This is a genomic window from Paenibacillus sp. OSY-SE, from assembly GCF_000283315.1.
GTDB lineage: Bacteria > Bacillota > Bacilli > Paenibacillales > Paenibacillaceae > Paenibacillus_B > Paenibacillus_B profundus.
Genome location: NZ_ALKF01000187.1, coordinates 34,396 through 54,929, shown reverse-complemented (window position 1 = coordinate 54,929; position 20,534 = coordinate 34,396). Strand labels below are relative to the sequence as shown.

Sequence of the window (20,534 nt, the reverse complement as noted above, 5' to 3'; positions counted from 1 at the left end):
GACATTTCTCCGATCTAATTAGGCAACATGGGTTGTCCTTAACTTACAACAAGCATCTGCTAGCCACATTATCAATGTATGCTTTGCCGTAATAGCCTGACTTAAACAGGGGATCGTTCTCGACAATTGCGGCAGCCTCTGCTAGCGAGTTAGACCATATCACTTGCACGCCTTGTTCCCCGGCGGCATACGATCCCGCTAACACTAACGTTCCTTGCCCGTTCAAATGCTGCAAATAGGCATGATGCTCGTTCAGCAATTGCGGATTGAAATTGCCTTGACGCGATCTTTCTTGGAAAAACGCAATAAAAAGCTGTCTTTCCGGACTAATCTCATATCTGGACTTGGATATTAGCGATACCCCTGCGTTCATAAGCATAGGGGCTTCGCTCATTTCTTTCCCTTTATCGCTCGAATCTTTTCCCTTGTCGCTAGCATCTTTTCCTTTGTCACTGGCGTCTTTCCCTTTGTCGGAAGATAAACTACCATAGAAGATTCGAGCTGAAGGCTGCTTATGCACAAGGTCTAAGAAAAGGTCGCGCATGTTATTGATTCTCCTTTAACAAAGTTGTTATTTGATCGACGTGTCGATGGTAGCTTTTATTCCCGCCTCCTTATCAATTTATACTTATTGCTGAATTGAGTTGTGTCTGGGGAGAAGGAAGCAGATGATTCTCATTCATAATGCGGGGCAGTCTATTTTACGCTTACTTTTAGGCTCGATAACGTTTATAATATATCGAGTACAAAGTATATAAGAAAAGGTGTCATGGATGAGCATACTAAACGTAGAACGACTAAGCCACGGCTTTGGAGACCGTGCGATCTTCAAGGACGTATCCTTCCGCCTGCTCAAAGGCGAGCACATTGGACTGATCGGTGCCAACGGAGAAGGCAAGTCCACATTTATGAATATTATTACAGGCAAGCTTCAGCCAGATGAAGGCAAGGTTGAATGGTCCAAGCGTGTACGTGTCGGCTATCTCGATCAGCATGCCGTACTTAGCAAGGGCTCAACGATCCGTGATGTCTTGAGGGGAGCCTTCCAATATTTATTTGACCTGGAACAAGAAATGAACGACATGTATGGCAAGATGGGGGACGTAACTCCAGAAGAACTGGAGAAACTTCTTGAGGATGTCGGTACGATCCAAGACATGTTGACGAATCAAGATTTCTATATGATTGATGCCAAGGTCGAAGAGACCGCTCGTGGACTCGGACTGAATGATATCGGTCTGGATAAGGACGTAAACGATTTGAGCGGTGGTCAGCGTACTAAGGTGTTGCTGGCGAAGCTATTACTTGAGAAGCCGGACATCCTGCTATTGGACGAGCCGACGAACTATCTGGATGAACAGCATATCGAATGGTTGAAGCGATATCTGCAAGCCTATGAGAATGCATTTATTCTCATATCACACGATATTCCGTTCCTGAACAGCGTTATTAACCTGATCTACCATATGGAGAACCAAGAGCTAACCCGCTATGTCGGTGACTATGACAAGTTCCAACAAGTCTATGAAATGAAGAAGCAGCAGCTGGAATCTGCTTATAAGCGTCAGCAGCAGGAGATTGCCGACCTGAAGGACTTCGTCGCACGCAACAAGGCGAGTGTCGCTACACGCAACATGGCGATGTCGAGGCAGAAGAAGCTGGATAAGATGGAGATTATCGAACTGGCGAAGGAAAAGCCGAAACCGCAGTTCAACTTCAAAGATTCCCGGGCTTCCAGCAAGCTGGTGTTTGAGACAAAGGATCTGGTCATCGGTTACGATGAGCCGTTGTCCCGTCCATTGAACCTCCGTATGGAGCGCGGTCAGAAGATCGCATTTGTCGGTGCGAACGGTATCGGTAAAACGACGCTGCTGCGCAGTATTCTGGGTGAGATTCCAGCGATATCAGGTTCCGTTGAACGCGGAGACAATCTGGATATCGGCTATTTCGAACAGGAAGTAAAAGATGCGAACTATAATACGTGCATCGAAGAAATCTGGAAAGAGTTCCCTTCTTTCACACAATTCGAGGTTCGTGCGGCACTGGCGAAGTGTGGTCTGACTACGAAGCATATCGAGAGTAAGGTTGCTGTACTAAGCGGTGGCGAGAAGGCGAAGGTTCGCCTCTGTAAGCTCGTTAACATCGAGACCAACCTGCTCGTACTCGATGAGCCGACGAACCATCTGGATGTCGATGCGAAGGAAGAGCTGAAGCGTGCCCTCAAGGCATACAAAGGCAGCATCCTGCTAATTTCCCACGAGCCTGAATTCTATCGTGATGTCGTGACGGAAACATGGAACTGTGAATCTTGGACGACGAAAGTATTTTAATTCAGAAGCGTAAAAACGACTCTGTCGCAATTGATGCGATTAGAGTCGTTTTTTTATACGCTTTGAAAAGGAGATAACCCATTTCCCATTCTTGGGATTCGGGGCAGCTTCGATGGCTCGCTAGGATTGTCTCAATATGCTGATGTCTGTATACAGTTTGAGTTATTCCGGTTTCTGTGCACGGTATGAGCGCAATGTCCCAAAAATGGTCGCAAACTGACCGGTTTGTTGAACATGTTCAAAACCGCTTTCACGAAATAATTGTGGAAGTATTCCCTTAGCATGATCTTTGGTGGTTTCAAATCCATCAAGTAATTGAATAGGCAAAAACGCGATCCGCATCCAGAGATTTTGCGGTTTTTCAAAATCAATAATATTGATTTGTCCTCCGGGACGTAAGGTTCGAAGCAGCTCCTCTAAGGTTTTGCGCTTCATCTCCAAGGATAAATGATGAAAAAAGAGACTTGAAAAAACTTGATCCAAATACGCATCTGGAAAGGGGAGAGCTAGTGACATTCCTTTTTGAAAAGAAATATCCAACTGGTTCTGTTCTGCTTTCGTTTTAGCAATGGCTAAAACTTCGGGATCTGCATCCAGTCCGATAATTTCCGCTTCCAATTGCGCTTGCTTTATCATCAGCGTTAATGTTCCTGTTCCGCAGGCTAAGTCCAAAACTCGCTGCCCAGGTCTCAGGTCAGCTTGATGAATCAAATGGCTTTTAAACTTCGCTTCCTTCATTCCCCGTTTTAACAAAGGATCGTATATGGGGGTCAGCCAATGGAATTTCATCGCCGGAATATACTCTTTTTGCGACATTATTGAACTACCCCTTTACCGCGTAATCGGGATGTTATAAAATGTCTTTGCTGTTTTTCTCTTTCTTCATACGCCTCTTTAGTTTTTAGTTAATTTTATCATAAATAGGGAATTATGTCCGATTTTTTTTATAGTGTATTGAAAGCCTAGACCGGTGAAAAGAGTGGGAAGGACCAGCTTGCTAGAGAAACGGACATCTGCTATACAATAAATCGTTGTATCATATGATTCATAATACAAGGAGATGAATGATATGAAAAAAGTATGTTTGCTATTACCGAATGGTTTTGAAGCCGTTGAAGCAAGCGTATTTACAGATGTGTTCGGATTCCCGATTCACAGATCTAACACCGGCACTTTCCCGGACAGGCTGTGTGCATTAGGTACTCGTTCATTCAAATCCGCCTTGTAACGATTATAGAAACGAGGCGGCGATGGAGGCGATTGCAATGCCAGTGAAGAGCGGCAGGGAGTATATAGAGCGGATAAACAATAATCCTCCCGACGTCTGGATCACGGGGGAGCAGGTGAACGGATCTATATCGGAACACAAGGCTTTAAAAAGGGACTTATGGCTCACAAGCTTCGATGTACGACATGCAGCATGCCGAAGAATCGAAAGCAACAATGGTATAATCCTCGTCCTTGACAGGCGATCCGGTCGGTTTATCCTTCAAGCAGCCGAAAACAAAGAAAGATCTTGCGCTGCGCAGGCAAATGATGCAAGCATGGGGTAGCATCCATCACGGCTTCCTGGAACGCGCTCCCGATTACATGAACACCGCACAGATGGTAATATACATGCAAAACTATTTATGAAAGAGATGAATGCATATGAATAAAAAGATAGATTATACAACCCGAATTCTAACGAATAATGATGTGTCTAAGATACTATCATTTGAACTAGTCATAAATGCCGTTGAGGAAGCATTTAAATTGTATTCAAAGAACAAGGTCCTATTAGCCCCTGTTGTATCGTTAGAGGTAAAAAATGCAGATGGTGAAGTTGATATTAAGTCAGGGTACGATCAGGAGAATGAACTGATTGGTACGAAAATTGCCGTTGGTTATTGGCACAATCCCTAAAATTATAGCTTACCGTCAAGTTTGGCTACTATAGTGCTTCAAAGTGGCCAAAATGGTGTGCCGTTGGCAATTATTGAAGCTAGTTCTATTACTAACATGAGAACAGGTGCTGCCGGTGCTATTTCGGCAAAATACTTAGCCCGTTCAGATTCGAAAAAAATAGCCGTATTAGGAACAGGGACGCAAGCAAAGATGCAAGTCCTTGCCTTATCAGAGATTTTTGATATTGAAACTGTAGGATTCTAAAGTAGTAGTGGATAGTCTTGCCCAATGCACTAAACGTGGAGAACTACAACATGCGGTTCAGCAAAAAATCATCGTAGAAAAAGATGTATATGCAGAATTAGGAGAAATCATATTGGGCCATAAGGATGGCCGACAAACTTCTAACGAAATCACAATCTTTGATGCAACTGGGTTGTCAATTCAAGATATATCGGTTGCTAAAGAAGTCTTAACAAGTGCTATCGAACGAAATATAGGGTTTTGTCTACCCTTCATTGAGATATAATTGATTCATTTGGTTGGTTCATCCTAAGGAACGTATCTCTCGCATAAAAGTCGGGGAATATGTTGCATTAGTGCGCCCCTCAGGCGAAATCTATGTTCGTTAATTCCACGCGTTTATGAAGTAAAAGAGGGACAAATCCTTCTTGATGGCAACAATATTAGAGATATAAGCTTGCGTTCATTAAGGCGGAACATAGGCTTTGTTCAACAAGAGTCAGTTTTAACATCCCTGATTTTCCAAGGGGAATACACTGATTCCCTAATCACCATAAATCGAAAGGTTATCGTCTTCTCTGTTTGAGACTTTCGTTTAACAGTAACCGTTCGCTTAATCTCTGCAGATAAAGAAAGTTCTCTATACTTATTGGCGTTTTTAACCTTATACTTATTTAATCGAAAATTGGTTTTGTTCTCCAGTTCCTTTAGAAACGGATTTGCAGTATCAGGGGGCAGTCCTTTGGATACATGTTTAAAAAGTTCATAATCCCGCTGAGTCAATGCCCCAATAAAGATATCCGAAAGCATATCGGGCGACGCATTACCTAAAAAAGGGTCCCGTTTTCCAGCAGCTGTATGAACCATCAACTGGTGAAATAAATCGGGATTCTTGGATCGATGCGTACTGCTGCCTAAAAAATGAACGCAGAAATGACCAGAAAACCCGTTGTCCGGGATCCCGTCTCCGCCGTGAGGCATACCGTTCATGGAAGCTGCTATCCTATTACGATCAGTAACAACGATAATCGCTTTACGATCCCAGCTCCATTGATTATTATAAATTTCCTTCATCGTCTGAGTGTCTTGTTTGGTTAGTGGCTGTACGTCGGCATGTTTGCTTCCCGCCCGTCGTTGCACACGAAATGTAAGCCCCTTTTCTAAATCTATAATAGAAAAGACGCTTCTCCTCGGAAGCCTTTGTTGGACTTCGCTCCAAGGCATAATCATTCCATAATGTTTGGCTCGTAATTCGTCCGCATATTTCAGTATTTGTTCTGTTCCTTTTCGGGTGAAGAGAAGGCGATTATATTCTATTTCATTCCATAAGGATCCAGACTCCTCCATTCGAAAGTGTTTCTCTTTACCTGCTTGTACAATTTTTACGTAGATGTCTGTTAATGAAGCTTGATATTCCGATTTTTCTTGCTTCGTTGATTTTAATAACCGGAGAGTAGCTTTGTTACCTAGAATAATTTTGTGTTCATATGTTGCCGAAGGGCTAGTGCGTACACTAATGACCATCATTGTTTGAGATGTATCTGCAGCATATGCCGTCATCAGGTAAAAAGGCGAGAAGCATAGAACCAATAAAAATAAAGCGGATCGAATCATCACAGGATTCATATGTAAGCCCCCAACAAAATTAATCTTTTGAAAAACCTTCGGGCAACTATGGTGAATAATTTGTCCCCATAAGTAGTGTTAGACCTAGTTTAGCCGCAAAGCCAATTCTTATTCGACATAAGCAATCACCAAGTCCGTAGCACGCAGCTATAAAAGGGGAGGGGGAATATATCTTAAATACTGCCCGTACAGGGGTTGGGCTTATTTATCCTTGAGAATCGTATGACTGCAGTATCTAAGGATCTTGAAAATTTATTGTTTCACGTTAACTAAACTCTGTTCGAACATATCCATGATTTCAAATAAGCATCCGGCTTCATGAAATACATGATCAGCTAGTTCACGAAATCAGCTAGTTCACGAAGATTGCACGAGGATCTGATATAGACAATAGAACGCGAAAAACGTACGTTAGCAATTGTGTTACGTTCTGATTCGAACATTAAGCGCTAAGTTGTATTGCATTAGGGTATCTTAATGCCCCGTTAAAGGAGGCGTCATACAACGCAATTGCTCTTGTGCTTCATTCCTTAGCGTACGAAATCCGCGTTTTGTTGGCGCCAGCCCTATATCCTTTTCTCAAAATGATATTCCATCTCGCCAGCCAAAGACGCTGGAGTATCGCCGGTCTCATGGAAATTATGCAAATGAATGGTTTGAAACTTGCCAAAGTCGACTTGTTTGTAAATTTCATAACATGGGAATCCGTCATGAGAGCCTTTCATATGAACCGTGCCATCTGTACTCACTTTCACGTTAAGTTGGTAATCTGCAGCCGGAGCAGTAGGCCGTAGTGGATTGCTCGCGCTTGCTTTCATTACGAATGTGACCTCATGATCGCCCCACGATTCATTTTCCACTATAACACCATCCGTCGATGCTTGCCCTTGCCTATAGCTCTACGATCTTCAGGATGTGGAGATCGAATTATCCATTCCTTTGTTTCAAGTTTGTCAACGATTCGGGTGATATTGGTATGGTCTTTATTTACTTTCTCAGATAATTCTCTTATTGTAATTCCGTCCTTAGTCCATAAAGTGTTTAGAATCCCCCATTGTTCCAACGTAATATCGAAGGGGTCTAGACTCTTCTGCATGTTTCTGCTTAGGAACAGGCTTGTTTCCAATCAGAAACCTCACGGCCATTTTCGAAAGCAAATCGAGTTCAATCTGAGAAAAGTATTTTCTAACGAAAGTCTCATCCGCCTTGTTGATTAAATCGGCATATTTTTTCCCTTCCTCCCCAAGGAGGAGCATCATATTCTCATGTTGAACCGTTAATTGATACTCATCTATTTTTTTGACCCCAGCCCGAACGCTAATCGTCCAGACATGAAGACATAGAAGGGACTAAAGAATACTATTCGCGACGAAAAGTAGAAGCTGTTACTTTTCACGGAAACCGTATATGGCTTAATTTGGTGCATAAATATTGACAACATGTATACGTTTGTATACAATTAAGACCACAACGAAGTGTATACAAATGTATACAAGGGGAGGATCCTTTTCATGAGAAATGAAAGATTTAAGGAGTTAGAGAGAGAGGGGCATCGTCGGGGTGAGCGACACAAAGGTAGAGGCGGTTCACATCAACATGGGCCAAAAACGTTCCGTAGAGGTAGGGCAATTGCTTTTTTAGAGATGATGAATCTGAAGCGTTCAACCATTAAGCAGCAGTTAGATCAACCAGAGTTTCAATCCATTCATCAAATTTTAGTCGGTGAATTAAAAGCCATCGATATGGTCATCAACGAATTTATTCAATTATTTGAAATTCACGAAAGCGAAGAAATCGAAACGCATATCAATAAAAATCACCACATGGAAATTTCCGAATCGGAGAGTGCAGAATCTGTAGATAATGGCGAGAAAGGAATTGAATCTGATGAAACAAATTAACAGTTATATCGATTCCGTGTTTCATAACCAAGATGCTCTTCTGGAAGAAGTCATTTCGTCTATTAAAGAAAACGGAATGCCTTCCATATCGGTGTCTCCCTCCTCTGGAAAACTGCTAACGATGCTTGTATCCATTTCCGGGGCCAAAAATGTTCTGGAAGTAGGAGCTCTAGGAGGCTATAGCGGGATTTGCCTTGCCAGAGGGTTCGGTAACGAAGGACAATTAACTGCCCTTGAGTTAGAGGAGCGATACGCAAAGTTAGCATACAGCAATCTATCCAAAGCTGGTTTTGGCGATCAAGTATCCTATATGATCGGAGAAGCCATGCGGAGCCTTGAAAAACTGGTCGGCGATAATAACCGATTTGATTTTTTCTTTATTGATGCCGACAAAGAAAATTATGAACATTACCTGAGTTACTGCATTAGACTGGCGGAATCGGGGGCTTTAATCGTTACAGATAACGTTCTTGCGGGCGGTAGTGTAGCAGACCAGGAAGCTAAACCTAAACGTTATACGGAAATAATGAAGAAGTTTAATGAAACGGTAGCCAATCATCCTCAATTAGAATCCCTGCTTATTCCAATTGGCGATGGGATGACCATTTCAAAAGTAAAGAAATAAGAAAGGCATCGGGCGGTATTAGTCTCCTTAAGGCAAGTTAACAATCATCACAAATTTGCTCAAAATACTTCTGAAATGCTACATATACATCATTCATTTAGTGAATAACAGATAATCGAAATGTCATTGATAAGTCCATTCAGAACCTAAATATAAAAGAAAAGTGCCTATCATTTATGCGGCACTTTTTGTTCTGTAGGGAATAGGGATTTTTATATAATGTTTTTTGCTTTAGAAATCCAATCAAACCGTCTAATCGAAAGCGTAAATCCCATCAATCTGTTCTAATGTTCAATATAGGATGTGTTTCTTAACGGTTATTATATCGTGTAAGCTGCTTACGATATTAACGAACTAACACATAAATAAGTAATATCGAGCCAACAGCCCATATGATACAAGTTATTAATGTACCCGTAGCCAATAATTCTACGTATCCCCCTAAAAGTTCAGGCAGCATCACAATTTGAGACTTGTAGTCGATTCACGACATCACTATCATACCCTGCAAAATTTGTTGTTATTTCAGCAAGCTCCACATTCTTGGTGGCATTTTTACTTGATTAATCAATCATTCTATTCTATCATTCGGTAGTATGTTTTACCATTTCATGTCGAGCCTCTTTTCAACACATCATATCGTTTATGACAAAGTCGGCAAGGGCCCAGCATTCGTGCTTGTCGCAGGTGCATTCAGCTATCGCAAATTCCCAGCTCAAGTGCAGCTGGCTAACTTGCTGTCAGCGCATTATACGGTATACAACTACGATCGCCGCGGTCGCGGCGATAGCGGAGATACGCAGCCTTATGCCACACAGCGTGAGAAAGAGGATCTTCAAGCCATCATTGATGAAGCGGGTGGTTCAGCTTATGTCTGGGGCCTGTCATCCGGTGCGATTCTTGCCCTGCAAGCAGAAGTCTCAGGAGTGAATATTTCGAAATTAGCGCTCCATGAGCCTCCTTTTATCGTCGAATCGAATGATCGCAAACCGCCGCCGGATCTTCGAAAGCACGTCCCGAACTGATCGCGGCCAATCGCCGGGCGGATGCAATCAAATATTTTATGACCGAGGGGAAGAAGCTTTTTGGTATTCACCATCGGGATAATCGGGTTAAGCTTTGCGCTGGCATGTATTTGAAAGCTAAGTGACAGTGTGTGGCTTTGCGTTTTATTCCATTGCTGTTCAAATGCGTTTTCAAATGTATTTTTGGTGAAGGCAACAGTGCCGGCAGCTATCGTAACTGCTGTGCTTATGGTAGTCGTTTCAACAGCGATGATGATGATATGTAGAATGAAAATATCCAATGGATAAATGATACCTTCTGGATCGCAAAAACAGCCGGATCGTGGAGGATACTGGGCCAGAAGAAAAATAGGTATAAATCAGTCAGTATACAAAGAGATGATGCTGACAGTTTATATAAGGGAGCTCACCCGCTGTACGCTGCGGAGCTCCCTTATATCATTTATAGCGTGAGTTTCTGTGAGCGATCATAAAGCATGACGGACTTGCATCCCCTTCATACAGGGCGTGATCCTGAAGGGTTAGCCCGAGTGGCGAAAGAAACAGGCGTGAATATTATCATGGGAACAGCACATTATATTGAACCAACCCTACACTCCTGAAATGGATATGGCCAATAGAGCTGTGGAAGATGTTGCCGGACAATATATCAAAGATTTATGTTGCAATTTCAAATTTACTTTTGATAGAATTGGATTCCTCGAGTCGGTATCTCAACAAGATTTGGAAGACTTCAAAGGAGGATACTTCATGAAACAAGAGTTCATCGAAATTATGAATGCAAGAGAGAACAACCTGAAAAATGTTAATGTACAGATTCCAAAGGGGAAAATTACGATTTTTACAGGGGTATCCGGTTCAGGAAAGTCATCCATTGTTTTTGATACCATAGCCCAGGAGGCAGGAAGACAATTAAACGAAACCTACAGCAGTTTTGTGCGAAATTTTCTACCGCGATATAGCAGACCGGAAGCAGATGAAATAAGCAATCTGTCCACTGCTGTCGTGGTTGATCAAAAACGGCTTGGAGGAAATGCCCGATCTACACTTGGAACTGCGACTGACATCAATTCCTTGTTGCGACTGCTATTTTCACGTTTTGCCAAACCCCATATTGGATATAGCAATGCTTATTCTTTTAATGATCCTAGCGGCATGTGTCCAACATGTGAGGGGATTGGCAGAATCATTACTTTAAATATCGATGCTGCGTTAGATCGTGAAAAATCCTTAAATGAAGGGGCTATTTTACTTCCCGGATTTGCTCCAGGCACATGGCAATGGAAATCATATGGGGAATCTGGTTTCTTCGATAATGATAAGAAAATCAAAGATTATACAAAAGAAGAATTTGAAAAGCTGGTATATGCGGAACCCCAAAAAGTCGTGGTCAATCACTTGAATAATGATATCCATGCAACTTATGAAGGCTTGGCTGTGAAATTTATGCGTCTCAATGTAAAAAAAGAAAAAGAGACAACGAAAGTCGGAGAGAAGAAACTGAATAACTATACAACAACTTGCACATGTCCTGCATGCGGTGGGTCACGATATCATGAGAAAGTCATGTCTTCCCAACTTATGGGGTATTCCATTTACGATCTGACATCCATGCAGTTAGATGAGATAATTGAGGCTCTTCAGAAGATCAATGTGCCTATGGCTAAGCCCATTGTGGACGGCATTGTGGAACGGTTAAAAAATCTTTGTGATGTTGGGCTGAGTTATTTGACGCTGACAAGAGAAACACCAACTTTATCCGGCGGTGAATCCCAAAGGGTAAAAATGGTGAAATATTTGTCTAGTACCTTGACAGGGTTAATGTATATTTTTGATGAACCAAGCACGGGCCTTCATCCAAGGGATGTATACCGGTTAAATGAATTACTTGTCAAATTGCGTGACAAGGGAAATACCGTATTAGTCGTGGAGCATGATCCTGACGTCATTCAAATTGCAGATCATATCATAGATGTTGGACCGAATGCAGGCTCCGGTGGCGGAAGAATTATGTATAGCGGCAGTTACCAGGGATTATTGTCTTCAGGTACGCTTACAGCCAAATATGTAAGCAGTAAAGCCGAAATAAATACAACACCAAGGCTGGTTTCCAAGTTTCTTGAAAGCCAAAAAAGCAGCCTTCATAATTTGAAAAACATCAGCATTCGTGTACCCAAAGGTGTGTTTACTGCTGTTACGGGAGTTGCCGGGTCTGGTAAAAGCACACTCGTAAACGAAGTTTTTGCTAAAGATTTCCCTGAGGCAATCCGCATTGACCAAAGCCCGGTGCATGCCAACAGCCGCTCCAATCCGGCGACCTTTACTGACATGATGTCATCCATCCGTAAAGCATTTTCGGATGCGAACCGTGTTGAGAGCGGGTTATTTAGCTATAATTCAAAAGGTGCATGTGAATCATGTGGTGGATCCGGAAGTGTGGAACTCAATCTATCCTTTATGGATAAATTGGAGGTGGAATGCAGCGATTGTCAAGGTAGCCGTTTCAAACAAGAGGTGCTCCAATACTTGTACAATGGCAAAAATATTGTTGAGATCATGGAGATGTCCGTGGTCGATGCTTTGGAATTTTTTGAAGCGAAAGACATTCGGAGAAAGTTAAAAAGCCTGGAGACAGTCGGTCTTGGCTATCTCTCGTTAGGGCAGCCGCTGGACACGTTATCCGGTGGGGAATGCCAACGGCTCAAGCTGGCAAAGGAACTAAACACAAAGGGGAACATCTATATTCTTGATGAACCGACGACCGGATTGCATATGTCAGATGTCTCCAATATCCTGAGGATCATCAATAAATTCGTGGAGAAGGGCAATACCGTTGTTGTCATTGAACATAACTTGGACGTAATCCGGAATAGTGATTGGATCATTGACTTGGGCCCAGATGGTGGTACTGGTGGCGGAGAAATCTTATACGAAGGGCCACCACTGGGTATTCTGGATTGTAAGCGATCGGTTACAGCGCAATATTTATAATGTGGCTATCAGTGAAGTAAAACGTGACAATAATGTAATTGCCATAGAAAAACAAGACGATGATTTACACCGTATTTTCCAATCCGTTCGGCGCGACTTGGTTATATAGCTGACAGTTTATATAAGGGAGCTCACCCGCTGTACGCTGCGGAGCTCCCTTTTATCAGTTTTAATCTCTTATTTTACCGTTTTGGCGTATTCAGAGGACTTAATACCGGCTTGACGTCCGAATATGATGATTTCCGCGACTGAATTACCACCGATTCGGTTCTCTCCGTGCAGACCTCCAGTAACTTCACCCGCGGCAAAAAGACCCGGAATCGTTTTTCCGTCTTTGTCCAACACTTCCGTATTCGTGTTGATTCGCACACCGCCCATCGTGTAGTGAATTCCTGGGCCGATTTTGATGGCGTAGTACGGCGCAGCGGTAAGGTCATGATCCATTCCCGTCTTTCTGCCGAACTCGGCGTCTTTCTTATTTTTTACCGCACTGTTCCAGCTATCGAGGGTCTTTTGTAATTGATCCGCCGGTACGCCGATTTCTTCAGCCAGCGCCTTGATTTTGTCCTTTGTCTTCACAAAGCCCATTTTTTCATATTGTTCGACGGCTTTGGAGCGTGATTTGACGCCTGAATCGAATACAAGGAAAGCGTTTTTCTCCGGCAGCTTAGTGATCGCCTCGGTTACGCTGTCACGAGCAGCCATTTCGTTAATGAACCGTTTGCCTTTGCTCGTTATGAGAATTGCGCCTTCACCGCGTACCGCTTCGCCGATGAGGTAGGAGTTTTCCTGCTGCACCGTCGGGTGAACCTGGATCTGTTCCATATCGACTGTGTTGCCTCCCATTTTTTCGATCATTTTTATGCCGTCGCCGGTGCTTCCTTTTTGGTTCGTCGTCACATAGCCTTCTAGATCTGGCCGAACCTTGGCGATGATGTCCATGTTGGCGCCAAATCCTCCAGCCGTGATCACGACGGATTTCGCAGCGATCGTTTTTTCGCCATTCTGACCGAAGACAACTTTCACCCCGTTCGCTTTTCCATCTTGTTTCGTAATTTCTTTGACATTGGCATTGACAAATATCGGGATGCTCTTCTCTTGAACGTTCTTCAGTAAGCCGGTCACAAGATACTGGCCAACGGCGGAACCATCTTTAGGACGGTGGGTCCGTTTCTCGCTCATGCCGCCCGTGATCGTGATATTGTTCAATGTGATGCCGATGGAATCCAGCCACTCGATGGCTTTGGCTGACTTGTCGACGAAAAAGTGAAGCATATCCTTATTGTTCGTGTTATGTCCACCTTTTAATGTCTCTTCGTAAAATAAATCATTATTGTCCGAAATGCCCTGCTCCTTTTGGAATTTCGTTTCCGATGCGTTCATGCCGGAAGACGATTTGCTTGTATTGCCGCCTGCAACCGGCATTTTCTCGAGAATGACTGGATTCATGCCTGCGGCTTTGGCTTCAAGCGCGGCAGTCATGCCTGCGCCGCCCGCGCCAACGATCACGATGTCGTAACTGTTTTTTAGCTCCTCAAGCGGCGTATAACTCGCCATCGATGCACCCGACGTAGCATCTTTTTTCCCTTTATCCTTCTCTTTTTGCGCAGTGTTGTTCGTGCCCGCGTTCTTCTCCGGTTTCTTGCTTACGTTTCCGCATCCTGATAGGATGAGCAGGATGGAGAGCAGAAGAATCAGGGCAATGTTTGATTTTTTTCGCATCATGTAATCCTCCACTATTGAATTTCTACTGTCTCTAGGATGAACATAAGGAGCCTAACCCCCAAAGAGTGCCCTTCCGTCTGCTACGGTAAAGTCTCCGGGGTTGCTCTGGACTCTCTTGCAATTCATCACATATAGCATGTCAATTTCCACTTTTTATTATTTGTGAAAATCTCCAAACTCAATACTTTTGCATTTGACTTTTCCATTAGGGGAAGGTGTACAGTGAAATGGAACAAAGATCGAAATGGAAAGCATGTAGTCCGTGTAAAACTACGAAGAATGGAGGTGACCTCTTGCTATCGATTGGAGAATTCTCAAAGATATGCGGAGTATCTACAAAAACGCTTCGATATTATGATGAAATTGGATTAATTCATCCTGATGAGATAAATCCTGAAAGCGGTTATCGGTATTATTCCATCCGGCAACTAAAAAAGATGCTCTTTATTAACCGATTGAAATCTTATCATTTTTCTCTGGAAGAAATTAAATCCATTCTGGAATGGGAAGAGGATCAATCCGAAGAGATTCTTTGTTCCGCCCTTAATCGCAAGAGAAGGGAAATACTGCAAGAGCTGAATGCTCTTGAACATATCCTCAAACAAATGACTCATGATATTTTAACTTTAGAGAAGGGCACACCGATTATGTCATACCTTGACAATATAGAAGTACAACTTGTTGAAACCCAGCCAATGAATATCCTTTATATGCGCCGGATGATGAGTAGCGATGACTATGTTGCAGGATATGGAACGCATTTCAGCAGGCTGTATGAAAAGATTGCTGCTGAAAAACTCACCTTGCTAGGTACTCCAATGACGATTTATCACAGCCCTGAATACAATCCTGCCGGCAATGATACAGAGTTTGCTATCCCGATAGAGGAGGCTGTAAAGGGAACGAGAGATTTGCCTGGAGGCCTTTGTGCGAAGTCTGTTGTAAAGGGTTCATATGCAGAATTGACATCGGTATATGCCAAGCTGAGGGAATGGGTAGAACATGAAGGATATGAATTGGTGAAATCACCATATGAAGTCTATGTAACCGACCCTAATCAAGCCACTGTTCCTGAGGATATGGTTACCGAGGTGTATTTTCCTGTAAAGAAAAAATAGTAGCAAGACCTGATATTTTCCTTAACGCTCGCTAAAAAAACTCTTTAAGAGAGGTACTACCTATAATGAACATAAACAACTGGCCAACGACAGAATGGCAAGCCGCAGAGCCGGCAACCTTGAGAATAGACTCTGTAAAGCTGTCAGAGCTTGAACCTATGATAAAAGCCGAGTACAGCAATATAAACGGTATTGTTGTTGTGAGAAATGGATCTATTGCTTATGAAAGATATTATAATGGCTATGGCCCGGATGATACGCACCATGTGGCATCTGTAACGAAAAGTATAATATCTGCCCTTATTGGTATTGCCATAGATACTGGATATATTAAAAATATAGATCAGAAGGTGCTGGATTTTTTTTCCGAATATGTACCCGATGCTGCTGATAAGCAGAAACGAGAAATCACCATACGCCATCTTCTCACGATGACGGCTCCTTATCCATTTGAGGACTGGCACGAGCCACTGGACAAGATGTGTATGCAGCCTGACTGGGTAACGTATACGCTGGATATGCTAGGCCAAAAAGGAAGTATTGGAGCTTTTAAGTATTCCACCGCAGGGGCGCATCTGCTTTCAGCCATCATCACTCGCAGCACAGGACAAAGTGCCCGTGAGTTTGCCAACGAACACTTATTTAAACCGATCGGCATGAAAGAAATCCCGGATTATGAAATGAAATCATTTGGGTTTGATGATTTATTCGGGAAGAATGTGAAAGGGTGGGTGAAAGACCCAAACCGTAACTCCACAGGAGGCTGGGGACTTACGCTAAGTCCTCGTGATATGGCACGTTTTGGTTTGCTATATCTGAATTATGGCATTTGGGACAATAATCAAATTATTTCGGGGACATGGATTGACGAATCAACAACGATGAACCCCAATCATTACGGTTATCTATGGTGGTTACGCGAAGAGGACGGGGATTTTGCATACTTAGCACTAGGCGATGGCGGTAATGTCATTTGTTGCATTCCAGACAAAGACCTAGTCGTAGCCATTGCATCCGAATTCATCATGAATCCTCGTGATAGATGGACACTGATTAAGGAATGTATTATTCCGGCAGTAATAGACTAAATATTTGATCGCCAAGCTCGACAAAGATGAAGGTGCAGTGGCTAAAATAAGCAGGCTAAATCCTAAAGCAACTTATTTAGAAGTTTTATGTTCAGGCAGTTGCAAAGTTTAGATAATATGTATAATGGATACAAGGAGTTAGGAAAGGGATGTAATATGAAGAAAGTCATCGTAGTCGGAGCAGGAATTCTTGGGGCATCGACAGCATACCAGTTAGCCAAAATGGGGGCGGATGTCCTTATTGTAGACCGCAAAGATCAAGGGCAGGCTACGGATGCCGCTGCCGGCATTATCTGCCCCTGGCTATCACAACGACGTAATCAAGCTTGGTACCAGTTAGCAAAGGCCGGCGCACATTTTTATCCTGGGTTAATTAAAGAACTCAAAAGCGAGGGTGAAACAGAAACAGGCTATGCTCAAGTCGGTGCTCTTTGTATTCATGATGATTTGGAGAAGATCAGAAAGATGGAGGAGCGAGCACATGTACGAAAAGCGGATGCACCGGAAATCGGTGAAATTACCCAGCTTACTGAAACAGAAACCCATGAGCGGTTTCCGCTGTTAGCAGAAGGTTATCGTTCTGTTCATATTAGCGGTGCCGCTCGGGTAGATGGTCGTGCGCTGCGCGATGCGTTGATCCGATCAGCACAAAGAAACGGGGCAGTCTTGATCAATGGGGATGCTACGCTTCAATATCAGTCGAACCGTGTAACAGGAGTAGCTGTCGGTGCAAAAAGCTTCTCGTCTGATCTCGTTATTGCATGTGCAGGGGCATGGGCAAATCCCCTTTTCCAGCCTTTAGGGCTTCACTTTAAGGTAAGTTTTCAAAAAGCACAAATTATGCATTTACAGGTTCCTGATCAACAAGACACAGGCACCTGGCCATTAATCATGCCGCCTACTGATCAATATGTGCTCACTTTTGATCATCAAAAGATCGTTATAGGGGCGACTCACGAAAATGAGATAGAAGGCTACGATACTAGGATTACAGCAGGCGGAATACAGGAAATCCTGAATAAAGGGCTAAAATTTGCACCCAAATTAGCAAACAGCACGTTACAGGAGATAAGAGTCGGTTTTCGTCCGTTTACACCCGGATTTCTTCCGGTGATCGGTGCTGTTCCTGGCTGGGATGGGCTTATAGCGGCAAATGGACTGGGAGCATCAGGCTTGACGGCAGGACCCTATCTGGGAAGCCAGCTGGCAAAATTGGCACTCGAAATGGAGCTGGATATCGATCTGAATGATTATGATATTCGAAAAGCAATGGATGAAAATTGAACAATAGATACATCTTTTGAACAGATTCGCCGCTAACTTCCCATCCGATTACCGGCTGTTTATTAGATAAGTTCGGTGCTAAAGCGCTTATGTTAACGGGGCTTGTATTTGTCATTTTAGCGGTATGGGGAGTCACAAACCTAAGTGATACGACCAGTTACGATTATATAATGATACGTACAATGGTCTTACGGCTAGGTTTATCTTTGTTGGTCATGCCAGTAACGACCGCGGGCCTCAATGCGCTTCCTAAAAAATGGACCTCTCATGGCTCGGCTGTTACGAATACGGTTCGGCAAGTGGCCGGCGCCATCGGCACCGCGCTTGTCGTGACGGTGATGACGATGAGTGCCAGCCATCATGCAGCTGATTTGATTCAAATCGAGCCGTCATGGTCAGAAGCCCACCTAGCGAAGGAGTCATCCATCCTTGGCAAGAGCGATACGTTAATGTATATTTTCATTGTGGGAATCATCGCATTCGTTCTGACTTTATTCTTGCCCAAGCGCAAATCGGGCTCTGTTATTGTCGGTAATAAGAAAGCATTTTAATTGATAGCTGATTAGCTTTTATCATCTGTATACATTGTCTTTGTATTCGTAGGTACTCGCAAAAAGGGCTTCGCAGTCGCGAAAACCCTTTTTTATGTTTCGCGCATATTATCCAAACAGAGACAATATGTTTATTTATTGAAGTCTATTCCCCGCTATCCACTACATTACACTGTATTCTATTTTTGATTTATTTAAATCATGATGCAAGGAGCGATACTATGGCATATGCATGGCAGGCGCGTCACGGACTTTCGTCCGCGCAGTATCAGGCGGAATTTAATTCCCTACTCTCTCAGGGCTATCGACTCATCGACATTAACGGTTACAGTGTGGGTGGAGTCGATCGTTATGCCGCTATTTGGGAGAAGTCTCCAGGTTATGAGTGGCAAGCGCGTCACGGACTGTCCTCGGCGGAACATCAAACGTTATTTGCGACCCTTACTTCCCAAGGATACCGTCCGATATGCGTTAGCGGCTATGAAGTAGCTGGTACCGATCGCTATGCATCACTCTGGCATAAAATAAACGGCCCCGAGTGGCGCGCTCGCCATGGAATGACCCCAGCTCAATATCAAGCCGAATTTGACGCCCTGGCGTCGCAAGGATTTCGGCCAGTTGATGTGTGCGGGTATACGGTTGCCGGACAGCCACGATTTGCAGCCATTTGGGATAAATCTCAAATTCCGAATTGGACCGCTCGCCATGGCCTGAATGCTGCCGAGTACCAGTCAGAGTTCACGCACTGGAGTAGTCAGGGATTTTTACTATGGCGCGTAAGTGGCTATGAGGTTGCTGGGCAAAACTTTTATGCAGCAATTTGGATCAAAGGTCCCAGCCTCACTTGGTGGTCACGTTACGGATTATCTGCTGCCGATTATCAAACGGACTTTAATTCCATGTTGGCCCGAGGGTTCCGTTTGGTTAAAGTGAACGGATACCCCTTGCAGGGAGAAGCACGGTACGCAACGATATGGCACAAGCCATATTTGTCTGACGACGATCAGTCATTTATCCGCCAGACTGTAACAACCTTTATGAACAATCATAGGGTTCCAGGAGCCTCCCTAGCTCTCACTCAATTTGGACGACTCGTCTTTGCTCAAGGATATGGCCTCGCCAACCAAGCTATGAATGAACCGGTCACGACTAGCACCCTATTTAGAATTGCCAGTGTTTCGAAACCGATTACTTCAGCAGCAGTATTCAAATTAATTGAAGCTGGGTTGTTAAATCTGGGGGACAGAGTGTTTGGCACAAATGCCATCCTCGGTACCACTTACGGAACACAGCCGTATAGCGCGAATATTAATCAAATTACCGTGCAGCATCTTCTGGAACACACTAGCGGGTGGGCGCGGTCGCAAGATCCAATGTTCGACCATTTCAATTTAAATCAACACGAGCTAATTACATGGATGCTAGATAACTCACCGTTAACTTTTGTGCCAGGTCAGACATTCGATTATCTCAACTTCGGTTATTGTGTGCTCGGACGAATCATTGAACGAGTTTCGGGTGCTTCCTATGCTGATTACGTCCGACAGCACGTTCTCGCTCCCTGCGGGATTTCGGATATGCACATTGCTGGCGATACTCTCGCAGACCGCCGATCCAACGAAGCTGTGTACTATACACAGAGCGGCTGGAACCCGTATGCAATCAGAGTGTCTCGCATGGATGCGCACGGAGGATGGATCGCGTCTGCAACTGATCTAGCCCGTTTCCTCGTTCGTGTAGATCGCTTCCCTACTAAGCCGGATATTTTATCTAGCGGTTCTCTCGCAACGATGTACACGCCAACGATCGCAAGCAGGGCCGATGGCAGCCCTGCTAACTATGCTAAGGGATGGAACATCCACCCTTCAGGAAATTACTGGCATGACGGTGATATACCAGGCACTGCTTCGATTGTTGTTCGAACAAATAACGGCTATTGCTGGGCCGTATTGGTCAATTCACGTAACGATGCTCAATTACAGAAAATGCGAACTGATCTTGACAACCTGATGTGGACGATTGTCGGGCGCATTAGAGATTGGCCTTCGTTTGATTTGTTTTAAAGCTTCAATTTATAAATCAATTAGCAAGAAAACTGTACGGTGAACTAATATTAGTTCACCGTACAGAAAACGAAAAT

General features: G+C 43.7%; 17 protein-coding genes and 3 pseudogenes. 14 read left to right on the top strand and 6 right to left on the bottom strand.

Going from position 1 to position 20,534, the window contains the following annotated elements; all coding sequences use genetic code 11:
* Nucleotides 1–43 precede the first annotated feature (43 nt).
* A complete protein-coding gene (locus A372_RS0117545) occupies nt 44–544 on the bottom strand; it encodes a YciI family protein (RefSeq protein ID WP_019422186.1) in 501 nt (166 codons plus the stop codon).
* Between the two features lie 229 nt (nt 545–773).
* Here A372_RS0117545 and A372_RS0117540 point away from each other — a divergent pair, with 229 nt between their 5' ends.
* Nucleotides 774–2,330 (top strand): ABC-F family ATP-binding cassette domain-containing protein, encoded by a 1,557-nt coding sequence (locus tag A372_RS0117540; protein WP_019422185.1) that lies wholly within the window; start codon nt 774–776, stop codon nt 2,328–2,330.
* A gap of 162 nt (nt 2,331–2,492) precedes the next feature.
* Here the strand turns inward: A372_RS0117540 and A372_RS0117535 are convergent, their stop codons facing one another.
* Nucleotides 2,493–3,146, bottom strand: a complete 654-nt coding sequence (locus A372_RS0117535; RefSeq protein ID WP_019422184.1) for a class I SAM-dependent methyltransferase — start codon at nt 3,144–3,146, stop codon at nt 2,493–2,495.
* 253 nt (nt 3,147–3,399) lie between these two features.
* Here A372_RS0117535 and A372_RS37450 point away from each other — a divergent pair.
* The 4 genes and pseudogenes from A372_RS37450 to A372_RS0117510 all read left to right on the top strand — a co-directional run.
* A pseudogene (locus A372_RS37450) lies at nt 3,400–3,477 on the top strand (DJ-1/PfpI family protein); the annotation flags it as partial.
* Between the two features lie 314 nt (nt 3,478–3,791).
* On the top strand, nt 3,792–3,965 hold the full coding sequence (locus A372_RS38695; RefSeq protein WP_237728554.1) for a 4-hydroxyphenylacetate 3-hydroxylase N-terminal domain-containing protein: 174 nt from the start codon (nt 3,792–3,794) through the stop codon (nt 3,963–3,965).
* 9 nt (nt 3,966–3,974) lie between these two features.
* A pseudogene (locus A372_RS38690) lies at nt 3,975–4,481 on the top strand (ornithine cyclodeaminase family protein).
* Nucleotides 4,482–4,488: 7 nt separating this feature from the next.
* A complete protein-coding gene (locus A372_RS0117510) occupies nt 4,489–4,746 on the top strand; it encodes a hypothetical protein (RefSeq protein WP_026011133.1) in 258 nt (85 codons plus the stop codon).
* A 203-nt stretch (nt 4,747–4,949) separates the two neighbouring features.
* On the opposite strand, the gene A372_RS0117505 is transcribed toward A372_RS0117510, so the two are convergent.
* The 3 genes and pseudogenes from A372_RS0117505 to A372_RS36475 form a co-directional block, all read right to left on the bottom strand.
* Entirely contained in the window at nt 4,950–6,086 is a 1,137-nt protein-coding gene (locus tag A372_RS0117505) for a hypothetical protein (protein WP_019422181.1), read from the bottom strand.
* Between the two features lie 566 nt (nt 6,087–6,652).
* Nucleotides 6,653–6,970, bottom strand: a pseudogene (locus A372_RS34185) (DUF3238 domain-containing protein); the annotation flags it as partial.
* A complete protein-coding gene (locus A372_RS36475; RefSeq protein ID WP_085981979.1) occupies nt 6,946–7,182 on the bottom strand; it encodes a MarR family transcriptional regulator in 237 nt (78 codons plus the stop codon). The gene A372_RS36475 and the pseudogene A372_RS34185, both read right to left, overlap by 25 nt.
* 415 nt (nt 7,183–7,597) lie before the next feature.
* On the opposite strand from A372_RS36475, the gene A372_RS0117490 reads away from it, so the two are divergent.
* The 4 genes from A372_RS0117490 to A372_RS0117475 all read left to right on the top strand — a co-directional run bounded on the left by A372_RS0117490 (nt 7,598) and on the right by A372_RS0117475 (nt 12,628).
* Nucleotides 7,598–7,987, top strand: a complete 390-nt coding sequence (locus A372_RS0117490) for a hypothetical protein (RefSeq protein ID WP_019422178.1) — start codon at nt 7,598–7,600, stop codon at nt 7,985–7,987.
* Entirely contained in the window at nt 7,974–8,612 is a 639-nt protein-coding gene (locus A372_RS0117485) for an O-methyltransferase (RefSeq protein WP_019422177.1), read from the top strand. The genes A372_RS0117490 and A372_RS0117485 overlap by 14 nt, the downstream gene beginning before the upstream one ends.
* A gap of 674 nt (nt 8,613–9,286) precedes the next feature.
* The gene (locus A372_RS34180; RefSeq protein ID WP_237728553.1) at nt 9,287–9,637 is read left to right on the top strand and encodes an alpha/beta fold hydrolase; all 351 of its coding nucleotides are present in this window, start codon (nt 9,287–9,289) and stop codon (nt 9,635–9,637) included.
* Nucleotides 9,638–10,387: 750 nt separating this feature from the next.
* On the top strand, nt 10,388–12,628 hold the full coding sequence (locus A372_RS0117475; RefSeq protein WP_019422175.1) for an ATP-binding cassette domain-containing protein: 2,241 nt from the start codon (nt 10,388–10,390) through the stop codon (nt 12,626–12,628).
* A 177-nt stretch (nt 12,629–12,805) separates the two neighbouring features.
* On the opposite strand, the gene A372_RS0117470 is transcribed toward A372_RS0117475, so the two are convergent.
* Entirely contained in the window at nt 12,806–14,350 is a 1,545-nt protein-coding gene (locus A372_RS0117470) for a flavocytochrome c (RefSeq protein WP_019422174.1), read from the bottom strand.
* Between the two features lie 296 nt (nt 14,351–14,646).
* Here A372_RS0117470 and A372_RS0117465 point away from each other — a divergent pair, with 296 nt between their 5' ends.
* The 5 genes from A372_RS0117465 to A372_RS0117445 all read left to right on the top strand — a co-directional run bounded on the left by A372_RS0117465 (nt 14,647) and on the right by A372_RS0117445 (nt 20,457).
* Nucleotides 14,647–15,471, top strand: a complete 825-nt coding sequence (locus A372_RS0117465) for a MerR family transcriptional regulator (RefSeq protein ID WP_019422173.1) — start codon at nt 14,647–14,649, stop codon at nt 15,469–15,471.
* 65 nt (nt 15,472–15,536) lie between these two features.
* The gene (locus tag A372_RS0117460; RefSeq protein WP_019422172.1) at nt 15,537–16,559 is read left to right on the top strand and encodes a serine hydrolase domain-containing protein; all 1,023 of its coding nucleotides are present in this window, start codon (nt 15,537–15,539) and stop codon (nt 16,557–16,559) included.
* A gap of 156 nt (nt 16,560–16,715) precedes the next feature.
* The gene (locus tag A372_RS0117455; protein ID WP_026011132.1) at nt 16,716–17,843 is read left to right on the top strand and encodes an NAD(P)/FAD-dependent oxidoreductase; all 1,128 of its coding nucleotides are present in this window, start codon (nt 16,716–16,718) and stop codon (nt 17,841–17,843) included.
* Between the two features lie 47 nt (nt 17,844–17,890).
* The gene (locus A372_RS34175; protein ID WP_337484143.1) at nt 17,891–18,394 is read left to right on the top strand and encodes a multidrug transporter; all 504 of its coding nucleotides are present in this window, start codon (nt 17,891–17,893) and stop codon (nt 18,392–18,394) included.
* Between the two features lie 221 nt (nt 18,395–18,615).
* Nucleotides 18,616–20,457 (top strand): serine hydrolase, encoded by a 1,842-nt coding sequence (locus tag A372_RS0117445; RefSeq protein WP_019422169.1) that lies wholly within the window; start codon nt 18,616–18,618, stop codon nt 20,455–20,457.
* The last annotated feature ends 77 nt before the right edge of the window (nt 20,458–20,534 follow it).

Excerpts from the sequence above, each read along its gene's own strand:
- A372_RS0117545 (WP_019422186.1), bottom strand. The coding sequence starts at position 544 with ATGCGCGACCTTTTCTTAGACCTTGTGCATAAGCAGCCTTCAGCTCGA.
- A372_RS0117540 (WP_019422185.1), top strand. The coding sequence starts at position 774 with ATGAGCATACTAAACGTAGAACGACTAAGCCACGGCTTTGGAGACCGT.
- A372_RS0117535 (WP_019422184.1), bottom strand. The coding sequence starts at position 3,146 with ATGTCGCAAAAAGAGTATATTCCGGCGATGAAATTCCATTGGCTGACC.
- A372_RS0117505 (WP_019422181.1), bottom strand. The coding sequence starts at position 6,086 with ATGAATCCTGTGATGATTCGATCCGCTTTATTTTTATTGGTTCTATGC.
- A372_RS36475 (WP_085981979.1), bottom strand. The coding sequence starts at position 7,182 with ATGCAGAAGAGTCTAGACCCCTTCGATATTACGTTGGAACAATGGGGG.
- A372_RS0117490 (WP_019422178.1), top strand. The coding sequence starts at position 7,598 with ATGAGAAATGAAAGATTTAAGGAGTTAGAGAGAGAGGGGCATCGTCGG.
- A372_RS0117485 (WP_019422177.1), top strand. The coding sequence starts at position 7,974 with ATGAAACAAATTAACAGTTATATCGATTCCGTGTTTCATAACCAAGAT.
- A372_RS0117475 (WP_019422175.1), top strand. The coding sequence starts at position 10,388 with ATGAAACAAGAGTTCATCGAAATTATGAATGCAAGAGAGAACAACCTG.
- A372_RS0117470 (WP_019422174.1), bottom strand. The coding sequence starts at position 14,350 with ATGCGAAAAAAATCAAACATTGCCCTGATTCTTCTGCTCTCCATCCTG.
- A372_RS0117460 (WP_019422172.1), top strand. The coding sequence starts at position 15,537 with ATGAACATAAACAACTGGCCAACGACAGAATGGCAAGCCGCAGAGCCG.
- A372_RS0117455 (WP_026011132.1), top strand. The coding sequence starts at position 16,716 with ATGAAGAAAGTCATCGTAGTCGGAGCAGGAATTCTTGGGGCATCGACA.
- A372_RS0117445 (WP_019422169.1), top strand. The coding sequence starts at position 18,616 with ATGGCATATGCATGGCAGGCGCGTCACGGACTTTCGTCCGCGCAGTAT.